We start from the raw sequence: 17,773 nt of genomic DNA, 5'->3' as shown, positions 1-17,773 counted from the left end.
TTAACAAATTAATGATTGTTTATTAAAATAATTTTTGCTTTACGAACAACCTGGCCCTTACACATAATAGTTGGCTCGATTATTTCTTTTATGATTGGCTCAGGTAAAGAAGAATTTTTTTCAATAGACAGGATATCAAGATTAAGACCGTCGTTATATTTTGTATTTTTATAATCCAAGATTTCAATATCGTATTTTGAAAGATACCGTTTCAATTTTTGAACTGAATTATCTAATCCCATAAGTTGTTGTTCTGATAAGCTTGAAGCGGATTTTGCGATACGCTGTTCAATGCGCCATATTTCAACCGCAAGATCAGTAATCTCATTCACCTCGGCCGACACGTTTATAAATTTAGGAGTTACTGCGTACTTAATTTCCTCTCTAATTTTTAAATGGAGTTCATTAAATTTTACGGATATATTATCTTTATGAATTATTTTTATGAATATTGAGAATAAAATGATAATAAACAGAATTGTTAAAAATAAAACCGACGAGAAGATAATAAAATTTAAATTTTGCAAAATATAGTTGCTCATAATATTTATTTTATTAAATCATTAAGTAAAAACTATAACGACTATTATAAATTTATATTATCACAAAATTTGAATAAAACAAGGACTTTGACTGGAGCTGGACTCGAATTTTTGATCATCATATAACCCAGTATTTACGTTGGGTTCGATTCCTATTCCCTACCGGGGTTGGGACGGTTTTGAAATATAAAAATAAGGGTTTTAAAACCCTTATTTTTATTGACCAATTCCCTGACGGGGACGGGTCGCTTTCACAAGAATATTTGGCTCCGGCGGAGGGAATCGAACCCACAACAAGCTGGTTACACTTATCCTAGAATTGCTTCTAAGCGTGGACTATATCATTCCCGTAGAATTTAATAAAATATTAAATTCTGTGCGGGATAGGGCGCTTCGCCTACATCAACAAGTTGATCGGCTACTCCATAAATGGATAGTCTCTACACCTTCCTTAACTTTATAGGTTAAGGCTTGGCTCGGGATTGCCCCAGTGGGGTTTCCCCGATTTCACCCTATTTTTCTACCCCGAATTACTTCGGAGGGCTGCCTTTTTTTGACAGCCAGCTGCTCTACCATTGAGCTACGCCGGAATAAAAATTGCTAAAACAATTTTACAAATAACAAAGAACAAATAACTAATAACAAAATATTATTTCTTTAATGATCGAGTAAAAGCGCTAATTTGTCTAGCGATATTCTCTAATTGAAACAAATATTTACTATGATCTTCCTCATTAATATAACAACTATCCAACATAAGATCAAGGCAGGCTACAACCTCATAAAGAGATGCTATCGCTTGATTAAGAAAATGAGCAAAATCTTTATCAGACTTTCTATATGAACCCTCGGCAATATTTAAAATAATTGAATTAATTGCTCTCTCAATTTGAGGTATTAAAATATATTTTTCTGCAGATGAAATTTTTGGTAATAAATTTCTTTTAATATCCAATCTTAACTTTCTCGTTTCATTATAAATATTCCATTTCTGAAAGCGAAACATAGTTATTGGTGGTTATTAGTTATTCGTCTTTTGTTATTGGTTACTAATTTGCTCTGCAAATTAGTAATAGTCTTTAATTTTTTCAATACCCTTGAATTCTCTCATTCGCTCCAATGCTTTAGATTCAATTTGACGAATTCTTTCACGAGTAACACAGAAAACTTGCCCCACCTCTTCCAAGGTATGGGCGGCGCCATCGGTTAAACCGAAACGCATATCCAAAATTTTTCTTTCGCGCTGAGGCAAGTCAACGACAATTTCTTTAATATAATCTCTTAATAATTTCAAGGCGGCGGAACGATCCGGAGTTAAAGTTTTGACATCTTCAATAAAATCTCCCAATTCCGTGTCGCTGTCTTCGTCGTCGCCAACTGTGGTTTCAAGCGAAACCGTTTCTTGAGAAATTTTCATTAAATATCTTGACTCATCAATCGGAATGCTTAATTCGCTTGCCACTTCTTCCGGAGTCGGCTGACGTCCAAGTTGCTGAGCCAACCAGCGAGTGGCTTGTTGGAATTTGCTTAAAGTTTCCACCACGTGAACTGGAATTCTGATTGTTCTTGATTGATCCGCCAGAGCTCTAGTGACCGCTTGTTTAATCCACCAAGTGGCATAAGTGGAAAATTTATAACCCCTTTTCCAATCATATTTCTCCACGGCTTTGAACAAACCGATATTGCCTTCTTGAATCAAATCTAAAAAACTTAGTCCATAACCGGTAAATTTCTTGGCAATACTGACAACCAAACGCAAGTTCGCTTCTATTAATTTTTGAGATGATTTATGATCCCCCTTATCTTTAGCCTTCGCATATTCCACTTCTTCGCCCGGGGTTAATAATGGAACGCGTCCAATTTCTTTTAAATACATTTGAATTGAATCGGATGAAAGCTGGCTTAAATCAAACATTAATCCCCCATCCTTTCCTGATTTCTTTTCTTCTTTTTTATGAGGTTTTTCCAAAAATCCTTCCGGAGATTCAATGATTTTGATTCCCATTCTTTCCATATAATCCAAAAAGTCTTCATATTCATTCAAATATTTCTCACAGCGGGGAAAAGTATAAAAAAGTTCTTTTTCTGTCACAAAACTTCTCTGTCTGCCCTTATTGATTAATGCCTGAGCTTCTTGTTCCGGCCATTTTATTCGCGAAGCATTATCTTGATGATCAGAATTATAAACTTTTTTGGAAGCCTTCTTCACTATTTTAACTGATTTTTTCTTGTTGATTTTTTGTTTATGATTTGATTTCATTGATTTTTTTTCCGCCTTAACGGAATTAAAAATAAAAAACAAAATATTATTTTTCTTAATTGCCGGTCGAATTATCCCATTCGTAAACGTCGCTTCCGAACATCTGCCATAATTGTTTCCACTCTCCGCCAGCCATAAAATCTATTTCTTGAATGCCCAAATTGACGGCATTTTTGATATGACCGACTGTCAATAATTTGCCTAAATTTTTTATACTTGAATCATGTCCGCCCATAATAACAGTATAAACACCCTTATGGAGAATGGCAAATTGCGCGCCGTATATCTGATTTAATTTTTTAATAACAACCATGTGCAGCTCCCCTTTTTCCTTAGTCAAAAGAATTAAATTTAATAAACTCTTGCTAAAACTGGGAGTGGCAAAAAAAGAATCATCTTTAAATCGCCCTAAATTATAACGAGAAATAATATCAATAATATTTTCTTCAAAATTATTTTCCAAGTCAGCGGTAAAACCTTGAACCGACAAACCGTTAAGATCGTATTTAAGATTTTTGCGATGTTTTTTACCAAAGCTTTGCAAATAATCTTCAAAAGAATTAAAGCCTGTCAAATTCAAGTGATAATAACAATCATCCGGATGAACTACAATTTTGAAAGAAGGGAAAAAATTCTTATCATCTTGATTAAGATATTCCAGATAAGTCCTGTCTGGACATTGTTTCAAAAATTCAGGCAAAAGCTTTTTATCTTTTAAAAATAATTTATTTTCTTCCGGCAAATCATCGCCGATGAAAGAATAATATTTTTGATCCGGATTATACCATAACGGCAAAATGCCCAAGATTTCATCTCCTTCGTAACCAACGATAAAATATAACGGATAATTCGTACCCCTGATAAAACAATCCCTGACTTCCCATAGATCCCACAGGCATTGATTAGGACTGAACATCTGCCATAATTCTTTGGCTTCTTTATAATCACTGACTATTTTAAATTTCATGAACTTTATTAAATTTTATTCGTCTTATCAAAATTAAACTTTAAGAATGGTCGCAAACATTTATTTCATGCGATAATTCCGTAATTTCCCTGATAATTTTTTCAACCATTTCTTTATCTTTATTTTTTTCCGCTTCTTTCAATTCCAGCATCACTTTTTCTCTTCTTTTTTCCAAATGCCGTTTTTTTAAAATGCGGAATAAATTATTGAATTCTTTTTCTATTTCTTTGTCTTTTTGGCCGGCAAATTCCTTTTCAATCAAAAAAAACAAAAAATCAATATATTCCGAATCTTTGTCTTTGAATTCTTCCTTAATTTGATCAACTTCAATTTTATTATTCTTAATATAACATTCTTTTATGATTTTGGCAAGGGTTTGAGCCCTGGGCCTAATGAACATATCAAAAATCAATTTGCTCGCTATTTCTCCTTTTTCCGGATATTTTAAAATCAAGCCGAGCAGCATATCGCCTACTTGTTCTTCGCTTGATGGTTTTTCATTGGCTTCCGAATTATCTTTTTCTTTATTTTTTTGTGGCAATTTAATTTTTTTCAAAGCATCGTGTAAAGAAATTTCGGAAATATCCAAATCATTGCTGAGTTTTTTTACCCAGAGGCCTTGTTCAACCGGACTGCCCAATTTGGCGATAAAAGGCAATAAAATTTGTGAAACTTGCTTTTTATTTTCAATACTTAAAATTTTTGAATCCGGATTAACGCGAGCAATGGCCGAAGAAAAATAATATTCCATAATCGGCAATGGTTCTTTAATGGCTTTTTGCCAAATCTCCGGTGTTTTCCTGATACATTCGTCAGGATCTTTTCCGGATAACAAATGAAGAATTTTAACATTCAAATCTTCTTGAAGCAATAAATCTATGCCTCTTTGAGTGGCATTTTGACCGGCCAAATCAACATCAAAAGCTAAAATTATATTTGGCGTGTAACGTTTTAAAAGCTTGATCTGTTCCGAGGTTAAAGCCGTGCCCGAAGTGCAAACCACATTTTTGGTGCCGAATTGATGGCAAGCGATCACGTCCATATTCCCTTCAACTAAAATAACAAAATCTTGGAGTTTAATTTCTAATTTGGCCTTATCCAAACCGTATAAAACGCGGCTCTTGCTGTAAATTTGAGTTTCCGGCGTATTGATATATTTTGCCACTTCTTTTTGTTCATCGACGGGCCTGCCCGCCGTATCCGCCAGCTGGTCGGAGAAGGCGGGCATAACTCTTCCCGTGAAACCGACCACTTGGCCGAAAAGATTAAAAATCGGAAACATTATCCGACTGCGAAAACGATCATAATATGAAGATTGATGAGTTGACTTGATAATCATGCCTGACGCTTCAATCTCGGCCGGCTTATAACCTCTTTTTGAAAGAAACTCCAAAAGCAAATTTCCTTTTTCCGGCGCAAAACCCAATTGAAATTCGGCAATGGTTTTTTGATCCAATTCCCTTTCTTTAAGATATTGACGGGCTTTTTCCGCGGAGGAAGATTCCAAAAGAATTTTATGATAAAATTTTGCCGAAATGGAACAAATATCCTGTAATTTTGTTTTTTGGCTGACTTCGGCCTGATTATATTTTTCAATTTTAACTCCGGCGCGCTGAGCCAAAATTCTCAAAGCTTCCGGAAATTCCACCCCTTCTATTTCTCTGATAAAACCAAAAATATCTCCTCCCTTGCCGCACCCGAAGCAATGCCAAATTTGCCTTTCCGGAGAAATAAAAAATGACGGCGTCTTCTCGCGATGAAATGGACAAACCGCTCTGAAATTGGCGCCCGCCTGTTTGAGTTGGATATATTCGGACAGAACATCAACAATATCCAATTTAGATTTTATCTCGTCAATGACGCTGCTCATAATTTTTATTTATTTGTAGCATTCGGATACATTCGCAGATTCGGATTATTTTAATTCATTTTCAAAACTCTTTATTTTATTAATTCTTCTTGAATATTTTATATTTTTCAACGGTTTGGTTTTTAACCAAATTTTAATTATTTCTTTGGCCGATTTAGTTGAAGTAATGTGTCCGCCCAAAGTTAAAATATTGGCTTGATTATGATCTGCCGCGTGCTTGGCGGTTAATTTATTCCAGGCCGGCATGGCATAGATTCCTTTTACTTTATTGGCCGCCAAGGCCATTCCTTGACCGGTGCCGCAAAATAAAATTCCTTTGGAATTTTTTTCTTGAGCCACTTTCTTCGCCACTTGATAAGCAAAGTCCGGATAATCATCCTCTGAATCAAAAATTTGATTACCTAAATCTTGATATTTAAAACCTGAATTTTTTAAATATTTTTTTATTTCTTCTTTTAATTTGAATCCGGCGTGATCCGCCCCTAAATAAATCATAAATAATATTTTTTATTTTAATTTTTTAAAGTTATTTTTTACAATCTGCCGGACAAGTTTCTTTTGTTTCCGCGCAAGGACTCCCTATTTCCTTGCAAACAACTTCTTGACATATTTGATCTCCGCATAAATCAACACATTTATCTCTTTCTACCTTGCATTCTCCGCGAAAAAATTCCCATTCATCGCACTCGGTGCCATTCGCGAAAACACAAACTCCATACTCGCCTGCTTCATTTTTTCTTATTTCCAATGTTCCGTTTTGTTCAACGCAATATTTTGAAGCTGGATTGACCATTCCGGTTTGCGATTGGGACTGATTTTTAAATTGCTCTTGAATTTGATTTATTTTTTTCTTTTGCCAATAACCACTTTTCCATAAACAACATAACAAAATTATTCCGGCAATAACCGCAATAATTATAATGCTAAAAATTAATTTTTTATTTACTTTCATAATCTAAATTATTTACAATCTTTTGGACAAGTTTCTTTTGTTTCCGCGCACGGGCAACCGACAGTCAAACAAACTACTTCTTCACAAATGCCGTTCCCGCACTGGTCTTCGCAATTTTTTGCAGAGCTTTGATGTTTAATGCTTTCATACCAACTGCTGTCAAATCCGATATTTTTACAAAATTCTTTTGATTGGCAGCTTATGGAACTGCATTCGGCGCAAGGCGGACAAACTACGCAATCAGTTGGACAATTTTCCACGCTGTAATCAGTGCATTTTTGGTTTAGTTTATTAATCTGCGTACATTTATAATTTTCACATTTTATTTCCAAATTGGCTGCAATTCCGTTGCAAAAATCCGGACACTGTTGATTTGTGTTTACAAATTCTTTTTGTCCATAAAAACAGTTATCGGTTGTTTTATTTTTCCCGCAAGCGCAGTCTAAATCTTGCTCGCAATAATTCGGATTTTCCGCGCCGCACTCCCCTCTAAATAACGCCCATTCCTCGCATTTTGCGCCGCTTGAAAAAACACAAAGACCGTATTGGCCGCCGGTTAAATCAGTTTTTATTTCTAAATTTCCGCCTTTATTAACGCAATTAACCGAAGCGGGATTTGCCAATCCGGTTTGCGGCTGTGTTTTCGGTAAATTCGGTTGTCGATATTGATCTGATATTTTTTGTATTTTATTAAAAGAAAATAGCACAATACAAACTGCGATTACCATTATTACAATCAAAAAAATTAAGATTGTTTTATTGTTTAGTTTCATATTAATATTATTTTATAAAACTCTCTCCTATCGTTAAAAATTTAAAATTCAAATCTTGTGCTTCAAATTCTTTTTTCACGCGCTCAAAATCAGCGGGATATTTCGGATTGTCATAATGGATCGGCACAACTAATTTGGCACCCGTTTCTTTGGTGAACAATGCTGCCTCATAAGGACCCATCACTAAACCGTGATCGCAAACCGGCACGAATAGAACATCACACTTATAATTATTATTAAAACAAATGGTGTCGCTGGTTTGATAAACTCTGCAAGCACCATCATCAATTATATATCCGACATTTTCTTTTATTTCTTTATCGCCCTTAAGAAAAGGGACATAACCGTGAATCGCCTTTACTGCCTCAATTTTAATATCATCGCAGTTTAAAATATCACCTTCCTTTATAATTTCTGATTGAATTTCCGGATAAGCGGCGGCAACTTCTTGGGTGGTATAAAACTTTGTTTTTTTATTTTTTATAATTTCTTTAATAGCATCAATATGGCAATGATCCGCGTGTTTATGTGTAATCAATAAAACATCAACGTCTTTCCATTCATTATTTAAAAATGATTCCTGGTATTGAATATTTCCGGGATCAATTAAAATCCTTTTATTTTTTGTTTCAATTAGAACACAAGATTGCGCAAATCGCGTAATTTTCATATTAATATTATTTTAACACTAATAAAGTAATAATGCTAATCAGCCTGCTTTTTCTAATTATATCACAAATTAAAAAAAGGTCAAATTTTAAAAAATAGCCCCTCTAATCCGAAGATGGAGCTATTTTATAAATTATAATTATTTTTTCTCAATAAATTCTTTAAATTTATTCAATGCCTTTCGTCTCATACTGATGGAATTTTTTTCTTCTCGGCTGATTTCGGCAAAACTTTTATCCATGCCTTCCGCCTGAAAAATCGGATCCCAGCCAAAATTAGTTTCCCCTCTTGGAACGACAATTTCTCCTTTTACCGAGCCCTCAAAAAAATATATTTCTTCCGGACTTTTGGCGTAACCGACAATAGTTTTGGCCTCTGCTTTAAAATTACCCCACTTTTCCGCGATTTTAAATATGCCTTCATTCCCGATCGTCTGTAAAAACCATTTTATCAACGGACCGGGCAAACCATTAAGACAATCCAAATAAAGCGATGTGTCTTCAATAATAAATTCGCCTTTTTGATGTTTTAACGCTTCCAATAATTTTTCTTTAACAATATTTTTTGCGTCAATATCCTGAATTTCCGTCAAATTAATATCCAATTGTTCAACATCATTCAATATTGATTTTACTTCAGCGAATTTATTTTTATTTCCGGTAATAAAATAAAGCGGCATAATTTTAAGGTTTAATCAGCCAATTGAAAAAATTAAACCTTCCTTTTGCTGAATACAAAAATATAAAGAATTTCAAGTATTCCCAAGGTATTAATCACTAAGAGTGCCACAAACCACCAAATATCATTTCGTCTGGCCGCCATCCAAAGCGCTATTCCCTTCCACGGCAAACACCAGATAATTATTAAATACATTGCCCATGGATTCTGCGTTAAAAATTGTACCATAAATTTTATTTAAATTAATTAATTATTTAAATTATAACATTAAAGATTTTTCTAAAATATTCAATCCTTTTTCGGCTGTTTTTCTATCAATATTTAAAGCCGGAAATAAAGTGAATATCGTATTACCAAGTGATGAAAATAAAACACCGTTTTTTTGCGATTGAGCAACTATTTGATTAGCGTAATTTGGTTTTTTAAATTCAACTCCTATTGCCAATCCTTTGACATGAACATTGGCCGGATATTTAAATTTCATTTTTGAAAGCCGTTCTGTAAAATATTTGCTCATTTCATTTATATTTTTCTCCAATTGTTTTTTATGTTTCAAGATATATTTGATATTAGCAATGGCAATTTCTGCGCTTAACGGATGCCAACCATAGGTTGAATAAAAACTGAATTCGTATTCCATTGATTTTGCAATTTCTTCGGTTGTGATTGTCGCGCCCAAACCGCCATAACCGCCGGTAATCCCCTTTGCCAAACACATAATGTCCGGTTCTAGGTCAAAATATTCTGAAGCAAATAATTTTCCGGTTCTCTCAAAACCGGTCGCCACTTCGTCCATAATCAGTAAGGTACCGTATTTTTTACAAGACGATTGCGCTCGGGTCATAAATTCTTTTTCCGGAATTATTACGCCGAGATTACAAATAATCGGTTCCATAATCAGAGCAGCAATGTCTTTTTGTTTTAATAATTTTTCAACTTCATCAGCCGCTTTATCGTCCAAGGGCGGTTTTATTTTATAACAATCCGGCAGGAGATTTTTATACCAATTACGAAAATCAGAAGACCCGACGCTCATCGCTCCGATTGAATGGCCGTGATAGCTGCCTTCAATGGAAATAAATTTATGCCGTTTGGTGTGCGACATAGCCGCTTGAAGCGCGATTTCCACCGCTTCCGTTCCGCCAGTCGCGCGAAAACTCTTTTTCAATTTACCCGGTGTTATTTTTGCCAACAATTCTGCCAATTCAGCCCATGATTTATACAAATAATTCGGATTAACATAGTCCGGCCCATTATATTTTTTTATTTTCTTTTTTATTTCTTCGTTCCCCCAACCGACATTTCCAACGCACCAACCCATTAAAAAATCTATGTATTTTTTCCCTTTGGAATCAAATAAAAAATTCCCATCTGACTTTACTATTTCAATATCGTCGGGCGGCAAATCTCGTGATAAAAATTTTTTATCCATTTCTTTTACTTGCATAATTTTGGAAATAAAAATTAAAGATAAATAGAGACGCGTTAATTCCATTTATTAAAATCTTCAATAGTATAAGGAATATTTAAGATATTAAATAACTTTTTTGCTTTATCAAGAAGCTCATTTTCGCGCTCCATTTCTAGCTGCTTTATGATTCCAATTGCAACAGCAATTCCGTGAGGAATTTCAAGTTTTAAATCTTCCTCGATTCTATCAGAAAAATCATGTCCTCCCCTTAGAATTTTTCTAGAACCATTCTCATTTTCTTCTACGTCAACATCAATACATACATTCTTCAAGGCTGCTGCCCAAAAAATGGCTTTTTTTAGTTTTTTTATGTCGACAAAAAAATCTTTTCCTGAACGAAGAATATAATCATAAAGTTTAGGACTCTGAAACAAACCATGTTTTATAATCTCAACAAAACCAATACTGATTTGTTTTTTGGGAAGCGACTCAAGAAATCTCTTATCAAGAAAAATCGCGTTTGGTTCGTAAAACGACTTATAAAAATGTTTGTAGGCGCGATTATCGGAAATAAAATTTATTCTAACTTTTCCTCCTGCGCCATCAGCCATTGCTATAACAGTAGTCGGGAAAAGAATAAGATTTGCTGACAATTTTTCCGCAAGATAAGCGCCGACATTAAGAAGCAAACCCCCTCCAATAATGACTAATGTTAAATTTTGTTTTTTATTCAAATCATGGTTTTTTATCAATTCATCAAGAAAAGGCTTGGTCTTAACTTTACCCTCAATTGATTTAAGAATGATTGGACTGATATTTTGTTTTTTAATAAACTCTCTGACAAATGATTGCTTGCTGACTGATTCATCTATAATAAAGATATGATTTTTCGTTAAATTGTAAGTTTTATTTTTTGTAAGATTTTCCAAAGCCAATGGACTAAAAGTATAGCCTGAAATTGCTTTTGCCCTAGGATGAAATTTAGGAATATGAAAAATTATCTTTATCCTGTTTAGTTGAGATTCATTGATTTTCTTGAATTTACCATCAACAGATTTGGATTTTTTTATTATTTCTTGATAAAACTTCATAAATTATTAAAATTAATGTTTCTTTTTTATCGCCATCACTTCAATCTCAATATCGCAACCCTCTTTTACGGTTTTATTAATTTCAACCAGCGTACTTACGGGCTTGGCGTTTGCAAAATATTTATTTCTCACAGCCGAAATTTCTTTAAATTTAGAAATATCAGTAACGTAAATAACCGCTTTTACCACATCGTCAATTGAGGCATTGCCTTCTTTAAGAATAGCTTGAATATTCTCAAACACAAATTCCGTCTGTTTTACTATATCGTTCGGCGCGACCGCATTTCCATCTTTGTCCATGGCGATTTGGCCGGTTACAAAAATCATCTCGGAATCGCCAATATCAATCTTTAGGCCGTGCGAATACGCACCCATGATGTGAGTAAAATTTTTTGGATTTAAATATTGTTTTGTCATAAATAAAAATTATTTTTTAACCCTAAACATTTTACCGTGTCCTGGAATTATATAATCAGCCAGTTTTAGTATTTTTTTACGGGAGACAATAAGTTTTTGAAGATTCATATGTTCCGGATCGTTATCCGGTTTACTGATATCTATTTCTTGCTTTTCATTCTCCAACCACCAAAAAACATCTCCGGCAACAGCATAAACTCCTTTTTTTGTTTCAACAATTAAGGAACAGTGCTCTTCCATATGGCCGGGCGTACGAATTACTTTTAGGTCAGTGTTAGGAATAATTCCATTGTGTTTAATAATGATATCTTTTTGATAAATATAAAGTTCATCAACTATTTTTGCCTTTTCAAAAATTCCAGACAGAAGCGAATGATCAATATGTCCGTGAGTTAAAAATACAAAATCAATATCCGAAGTTTTTAATTTTTCTTTCTTCAATGCGCTTAATAATTTTTCTCTGTCAAAACCGGGGTCTGCAATGATATTTTTTCCATTTGATTTTATAAAAACAACAGAAGAATTCGCCAACCAGCCATTTTTCAATGGTTTTGCGTAACCCTCAATTAAAATTTTAATTTCGGTCATAGTATTAAATTATTATAACATATTTACAAAATCATTTTCTTTTTTTATCGCATTCATTACATTAATATAGCGTTTATACCAAGTACTTGGCTTTGTGCCCCCGCCCGCAGATATTGTTGATGTTCTGTTTGAAAATAAAGATTTAATATCCGGAAGTTTTTTTATTCTGTATTCATTCATTTTGCGCACGACATCAGATAAATTATCGCTTCTTGCATCTCCTATTTCCACATATACAGGATCTTCTTGAAAAAACCAATCACAACTTAAACCCGTTCTTTTATCAATAATAATTTTTCCGACATTATTTATGTGCAGGCCGGGTATTATTCCCTGGCAAAGAGTTCTCTTGTACGGATAACCTAAAATTTTATCTATTTTTGTTTTTAATTCAATTAAATCGCTATCGTTTATTTTAAGATCTTTATAATTTAATTTAGCTCTATGCGTATATTCCATTTCATCAACACACGGAAAAATATTATGCTTTTTGCAAAAATTAATAACATCGGGGATTGCGTCAAAATTCAACTTTGTCGCGACAATGGAAAAAGCAAGATTTGTTTCGTTATCCGAGTTGACTTTTATGAAATTATCTTGAATAAGCTTATCCACGAAATTATATATTTTCTTGCTGGCTCCTTTTTTAGATAAAATTTTATCAAACGTCTTTCCGTCAAATGTGTCTAACTTGAGTATAATATTGGCATTATATTTTTTTAAAAGTTTTACGTCTTCTTCTTTATAAGCCAAACCATTGGTGAAAAAAGAAACCTTGATATTTTGATCTTTTAAAAATTTAAGAATGTCAAAAAAATTATTTTCTTCTCTTGGTTCTCCCAGACCGCAAATAAAAAGCCATTGAAGTCCCAATTTCTTGAGTTTTAAAATCAGTTTCTTTATTTCCGGAAATGTCAATTCGCCGCGATTTGCCATACCTGACTTTGAATCGCAATATAAACATTGACAATAACTGCACTTGGCCGTCAATTCAAGATAAGCTGTGGGAATTTTGCCTTTGGTATATTCTTTTAGGGCATTATCTAATATTCTAGGGCTCCATGGATAATATTCAAGCTTTTTCATGATTAAGATATGACTTAATATTAATAAATTTTACTAAAAGAAGCAAATTTATATTATTTTTTTACAATAAGAAACACAAAATCTCCGATTTTATCGTTGTGAAATAAATTTTCTTTTGGCCATAATTTAATATATTCTTTTATATTCATTCCGCTGGCTTCTATGTCATCTTTAAAATACTGAAAATCAACTTTATATTCTTCGTGGCGAATTGCAGTAAGATATTGTTCGTTAAACAAAGCAAATAATTGATTTTTACTGAGCTTCTCAGCTTTCATCATATATTTTATTCTTTCAAGGTAAAATTGAGTACTACTATCAACTGCTTCAATTTTATTAGAAAAAGTGTCAATAATTTTTTCATAAACAATTAAAATACCATCGTTTTTAAGATGAGAAAAAATATTTTTAAGAAATACTCTTTTTTTATTATCTTGAATATGATGATAAGACGAAGTAGCGAGAATAATATCAAATTTTTTATCAGTTTTGAATAAAATTGAATCATTAACAACAAAACCAAACCTATTATTTTTTAATTTCTTTTTGGCGAACTTGATAAAATCAGAATTTATATCAACTCCAAGATATTTTATATTGTTTATTTTTGTCAGCCATTTTCTTGGAAAAAGGCCTGTCCCACAACAAAAATCAAGAATTTCAACAGATTCTTTTTTGTTGGCAATTTTTTTGATTAAATCAAAAACTTTATTGAAATTTATTCTTTCAATTCTGGTATCTATATAGTCATCATAAATTTGAGGATCCATTTCGTACAAATTTAATGCCATAATTAGTAAAAATTAAAAAATTTTAATTAATAACCGCTATTAAAGTTCTTTCTTTGCCGAATTTATTATAATCTTGTTTTGCAAGATATAAGCTAAAAGGAATAAATTGTTGGTCAATTAGGCGTTTCGTTTTTTGATAAATAATTCTGAAAAATTTTTTGTGTTGTACTGTAGCTTCAAAACCATCGGAATAAAAAATGATTAAATCTCCTTTGTTCAATTCAATTTCTCCAAAATTCATAAACTTTTCACCTGCACTCTCGCCCGTTAAAGCGCCATAAGAAACACATTTATCATCTATGATTTTTTTAATGTTGTTTCTATATTCCGACCTGATCATTTTGCGATATTTAGGCATAGCAAAATTGAAATCGGATTTTTGCAGATATTGTTTTTCATATTCTTCAAATGGCTTCATCCAGTTTGGAGTTTGAAATTTTACCTTGCCATGTTTATCGTAAATAATTATTCCACAATCACATATTCCACCCCAGAATAGTTTATTGCCATGAATTATTCCACCAATAGCAACACAGCTGAAAAAATCATTTACCAGATAATCAACTTTTTTAATATACTTCTTGTTTAGTTTAAAAATTTCTTTATTCCCGAAAATAAATGCGTCTCTAACATTTTTTATTGAAAAGCTTTTGTTTTTTAATGACTTTATAAACGATTCACAAAAAATATCCGCTGCTAATTTTGCACCACTCGGATTCGGATATTTTTTCAAAGCCTCTTCGTATGACAATCTGGTAAAATCTTTTGAAAAAATTGGATCCCTTGTTACTCCGTCAGCAACACAAAAAATTTTTCCATCAACCAGCATTGAATCTTCGGATGGCATGAGATGGCCGTATAAAAAATTCAGTAAGGATATTTTATAAATCATAAATTAATTTCAACTTTATTGCGCCTAACTTATTTTTACGCCTATTTTTCCAACTTATCTATAAACTTGTCAATTCTTTGCGCGTGAAGTTCATTGTTGTCATCAAAATACAAGTCCAAAATGATTTTAAGATCCATTAATTCTTTATCCAAATTTTTGTAGCCGTCTGAATTTTTGGACGCGTCAGTGGCCTTTAAATAATTATCTTTTTCCAAACATTCGCGCAAGTGATCCAATAACGCCAATTTGCAGAAATATTTATTGGACCATATACCCTTCTTTAATTGAATGATTTTATTTTCCATAATGTAAAAATTTTATAATTTATTGATTATTTTTTCGCGATAAAACCGCCGGCTTGAAGATTCCATAATTTGGCGTATAAGCCGTCTTTCTCATTAATAAGATTTTCGTGCGTGCCTTCTTCAGAAATACTCCCCTGCTTCATCACTATGATTCTGTTCATTTTGCGAATAGTGGAAAGACGATGAGCAATAACAATTACCGTCTTGTCTTTCATAAGATTATCAAGAGCGTCTTGAATCAAGCTTTCCGAATAAGAATCCAAGCTTGAAGTGGCTTCGTCAAGAATTAAAATCGGAGCATTTTTAAGAATAGCCCGGGCAATGGCAACTCTTTGCCTCTCTCCGCCCGAGAGTTTGATGCCCCGTTCGCCGACATAGGTATCATATTTTTGAGCCAAACCTTCTATAAATTCGTCGCAATGAGCAAGCTCAGCCGCTTTTATCACTTCGTCATCCGTGGCCGATGGCTTGCCATAGCGGATATTTTCCATAATCGTGCGATGAAAAAGGAGCGGATCTTGCGGCACTAAACTAATCGCCTCTCGCAAACTTTCTAGCGTCACATTATGAATATTTTGTCCGTCAATCACAATTTCGCCGCTGGTCACATCATGAAATCTCAAAAGCAATCTGATAAAAGTTGTTTTTCCGGCACCTGAAGGACCGACTAAAGCCACTTTTTCTCCGGCTTCAATTTTGACATTTATATTTTTCAAAACTTTACGATTATTATTAAAAGAAAAACTGACGTCATTAAAGGCCACTTTGCCGGAAGAAACGCGGAGGGGTTGCGCTGTTGGAATATTTTTAATTTCATGAGGCAGTTTCATAATTTCAACCATTTCTTTGGCATCGGCATAGCTTTCATAAAAATCGCGGATAATACGGCTAAAATCCCATAAGGTCCCGCCAAGACTGATGACGTAAAGTTGCAATAATATAAAAGTGCCTACGGTCACAACGCCTGCTTGCCAATAATGAATGGCAAAATAAAAAATAAAAAATTCCACCAGCAAAATAAGACCAGATTGGATAGCATCAAGCCAATTGTGAATATTCCAATTTAAAAGATTTATTTCTTGCTGAGCGGTTGTCGCTTTTTTTAAATATTTAAATTCGTCTTTATGACGATTAAATACATCAATATTGTTTTGATTGGTAATAGCATCAGCGAGAACAGCGGTAGTATGCGAGTCCGCTGCGGCGGCTTTTATTCTATAAGGCAGGCGCCAGAGCGAAAAAAAATAATTAACAGTCATATTTACCAACGCCCAACATAAAATCAGAATGGCTAATCCTGGCTTGATAGTCCAAACGATAATAACCGTACCGGTAATGCGGATAATGAGCGGCCATAAATCCCAAGTAATACGATCAGCCAAACGCTCAAAAGCCCGCGCGTATCGACTTATTCTCTGCACTAAAGCGCCGGTAAAATTATTAGTAAAAAAACTGTATGAATGATACTGCAAAGAATCATAGGCTTGCTCGCGTAAAGTGGCCATTGATTTTATTTGAAAATACCCGTTTGCAAATGAGCCAATGCGCGCGCCGAGCCATTTTAAAATATTGAGACCTAAAATGATTAAAATAATATGTATAAGTTGGGGCGCCAAATCGGCTTTAGCTTGAGAGGACATAATTTTTTCTCCCGAAGTTAAGGCATCAAATAAATGCTTATAATAAAGAGGAATAATTATGGCAAAAACGTTTTGAGCGCCAATGCCAATAACACTGATTGCCAGTGAAGGCCAGTTTCGGCGTACACCCTTCCAAATTGAATTAAATACGTCTTTAACGTATACTTTTGGATAAATTATATTTGAATGTGTTGATTTCATGCTAAATATTCTTTTTTTATTTACACTTACTCTCACAGTTAAACAACTTTATATTATCATTTTCATTAGCGTCTATGCATTTTTGAACGCATGATTTGCACTCTGTAAATTGAGAATTTTCTATTTGCCGGCATTCGCCATTTTGAACGCCGCATTTGGCATATTGCAGACATTTATCCCCGATTAAGTATATTTCCGTGCAAACATCAGGCGGATTTGAACCGCATTTTATGTCCAATCCATGACAATTTTCCAATGAACAGGCGCCCGGAGTGCAAGTTATCGGCGACAATTCTACGGTTGAATCTTCTTCAATGGTTGGATTATATATTCTCTGGCTCATAATATTCTTTTGGTTATCCATAAAAAAACAGGTTGCTGAAATAATCGGCCGTCCGGAACCTTCTTGAATAAAAGCAATATGCCAGCCGTCGTCTGTTTTCTGAGTTTTAATGGATTTTGGCGGCAACTGATTGCTTGGATATTCTTTGAATTCTGGAAATTGATTTTTTATTATTTCAATCGCAACAGATTCGCTGATTGTTTTTGAAACAGGAATTTGATATTTTCTAATAAACCAGCAACCGATCCCCGCACAAAATAAGATAACAAAAATTAAAATAAGTATTTTATTTTTCAT

The 17,773-nt window shown here is 33.6% G+C and carries 21 protein-coding genes; all 21 read right to left on the bottom strand.

The window, feature by feature from the left end; all coding sequences use genetic code 11:
- Positions 1–8: 8 nt before the first annotated feature.
- A complete protein-coding gene (locus PHF10_04200; GenBank protein MDD5534922.1) occupies positions 9–542 on the bottom strand; it encodes a hypothetical protein in 534 nt (177 codons plus the stop codon).
- 649 nt (positions 543–1,191) lie between these two features.
- Positions 1,192–1,548, bottom strand: a complete 357-nt coding sequence (locus tag PHF10_04195; protein MDD5534921.1) for a four helix bundle protein — start codon at positions 1,546–1,548, stop codon at positions 1,192–1,194.
- A gap of 60 nt (positions 1,549–1,608) precedes the next feature.
- Positions 1,609–2,802 carry a sigma-70 family RNA polymerase sigma factor gene (locus PHF10_04190; protein MDD5534920.1) on the bottom strand — a complete coding sequence of 398 codons (1,194 nt, stop codon included), beginning with the start codon at positions 2,800–2,802 and terminating at the stop codon, positions 1,609–1,611.
- Positions 2,803–2,857: 55 nt separating this feature from the next.
- Complete coding sequence (locus PHF10_04185; GenBank protein MDD5534919.1) at positions 2,858–3,769, bottom strand: GNAT family N-acetyltransferase; 912 nt, start codon at positions 3,767–3,769, stop codon at positions 2,858–2,860.
- A 40-nt stretch (positions 3,770–3,809) separates the two neighbouring features.
- Entirely contained in the window at positions 3,810–5,639 is a 1,830-nt protein-coding gene (gene dnaG, locus PHF10_04180) for a DNA primase (protein MDD5534918.1), read from the bottom strand.
- A gap of 45 nt (positions 5,640–5,684) precedes the next feature.
- Positions 5,685–6,134, bottom strand: coding sequence for an RpiB/LacA/LacB family sugar-phosphate isomerase (locus PHF10_04175; protein MDD5534917.1), 450 nt, complete (start codon positions 6,132–6,134; stop codon positions 5,685–5,687).
- Between the two features lie 31 nt (positions 6,135–6,165).
- Complete coding sequence (locus PHF10_04170) at positions 6,166–6,591, bottom strand: DUF333 domain-containing protein (GenBank protein MDD5534916.1); 426 nt, start codon at positions 6,589–6,591, stop codon at positions 6,166–6,168.
- A gap of 8 nt (positions 6,592–6,599) precedes the next feature.
- Complete coding sequence (locus tag PHF10_04165) at positions 6,600–7,364, bottom strand: DUF333 domain-containing protein (protein ID MDD5534915.1); 765 nt, start codon at positions 7,362–7,364, stop codon at positions 6,600–6,602.
- A gap of 7 nt (positions 7,365–7,371) precedes the next feature.
- Positions 7,372–8,034 carry an MBL fold metallo-hydrolase gene (locus PHF10_04160; protein ID MDD5534914.1) on the bottom strand — a complete coding sequence of 221 codons (663 nt, stop codon included), beginning with the start codon at positions 8,032–8,034 and terminating at the stop codon, positions 7,372–7,374.
- 138 nt (positions 8,035–8,172) lie between these two features.
- Positions 8,173–8,712, bottom strand: coding sequence for an RdgB/HAM1 family non-canonical purine NTP pyrophosphatase (rdgB, locus tag PHF10_04155; GenBank protein ID MDD5534913.1), 540 nt, complete (start codon positions 8,710–8,712; stop codon positions 8,173–8,175).
- Between the two features lie 32 nt (positions 8,713–8,744).
- Positions 8,745–8,939, bottom strand: a complete 195-nt coding sequence (locus tag PHF10_04150) for a DUF5652 family protein (GenBank protein MDD5534912.1) — start codon at positions 8,937–8,939, stop codon at positions 8,745–8,747.
- A 31-nt stretch (positions 8,940–8,970) separates the two neighbouring features.
- Positions 8,971–10,158 (bottom strand): aspartate aminotransferase family protein, encoded by a 1,188-nt coding sequence (locus PHF10_04145; GenBank protein MDD5534911.1) that lies wholly within the window; start codon positions 10,156–10,158, stop codon positions 8,971–8,973.
- A gap of 38 nt (positions 10,159–10,196) precedes the next feature.
- Positions 10,197–11,213, bottom strand: coding sequence for a hypothetical protein (locus tag PHF10_04140; protein MDD5534910.1), 1,017 nt, complete (start codon positions 11,211–11,213; stop codon positions 10,197–10,199).
- Positions 11,214–11,225: 12 nt separating this feature from the next.
- Complete coding sequence (locus PHF10_04135; protein ID MDD5534909.1) at positions 11,226–11,630, bottom strand: RidA family protein; 405 nt, start codon at positions 11,628–11,630, stop codon at positions 11,226–11,228.
- Positions 11,631–11,639: 9 nt separating this feature from the next.
- Positions 11,640–12,218 (bottom strand): MBL fold metallo-hydrolase, encoded by a 579-nt coding sequence (locus tag PHF10_04130; protein ID MDD5534908.1) that lies wholly within the window; start codon positions 12,216–12,218, stop codon positions 11,640–11,642.
- A gap of 12 nt (positions 12,219–12,230) precedes the next feature.
- Positions 12,231–13,304 (bottom strand): radical SAM protein, encoded by a 1,074-nt coding sequence (locus PHF10_04125; GenBank protein ID MDD5534907.1) that lies wholly within the window; start codon positions 13,302–13,304, stop codon positions 12,231–12,233.
- 53 nt (positions 13,305–13,357) lie between these two features.
- Positions 13,358–14,095: a class I SAM-dependent methyltransferase gene (locus tag PHF10_04120; GenBank protein MDD5534906.1), complete on the bottom strand. Its 738-nt coding sequence runs from the start codon at positions 14,093–14,095 to the stop codon at positions 13,358–13,360.
- A gap of 22 nt (positions 14,096–14,117) precedes the next feature.
- Positions 14,118–14,987: a hypothetical protein gene (locus PHF10_04115; GenBank protein ID MDD5534905.1), complete on the bottom strand. Its 870-nt coding sequence runs from the start codon at positions 14,985–14,987 to the stop codon at positions 14,118–14,120.
- A 41-nt stretch (positions 14,988–15,028) separates the two neighbouring features.
- On the bottom strand, positions 15,029–15,292 hold the full coding sequence (locus PHF10_04110; protein ID MDD5534904.1) for a hypothetical protein: 264 nt from the start codon (positions 15,290–15,292) through the stop codon (positions 15,029–15,031).
- Between the two features lie 26 nt (positions 15,293–15,318).
- Positions 15,319–17,133 carry an ABC transporter ATP-binding protein gene (locus tag PHF10_04105; protein MDD5534903.1) on the bottom strand — a complete coding sequence of 605 codons (1,815 nt, stop codon included), beginning with the start codon at positions 17,131–17,133 and terminating at the stop codon, positions 15,319–15,321.
- A 16-nt stretch (positions 17,134–17,149) separates the two neighbouring features.
- Positions 17,150–17,773 carry a hypothetical protein gene (locus tag PHF10_04100; protein MDD5534902.1) on the bottom strand — a complete coding sequence of 208 codons (624 nt, stop codon included), beginning with the start codon at positions 17,771–17,773 and terminating at the stop codon, positions 17,150–17,152.

It is taken from the genome of Patescibacteria group bacterium, assembly GCA_028716665.1.
Classification (GTDB): domain Bacteria; phylum Patescibacteriota; class Patescibacteriia; order UBA2591; family JAQUPP01; genus JAQUPP01.
This window is presented reverse-complemented; position numbering and strand designations above follow the sequence as displayed.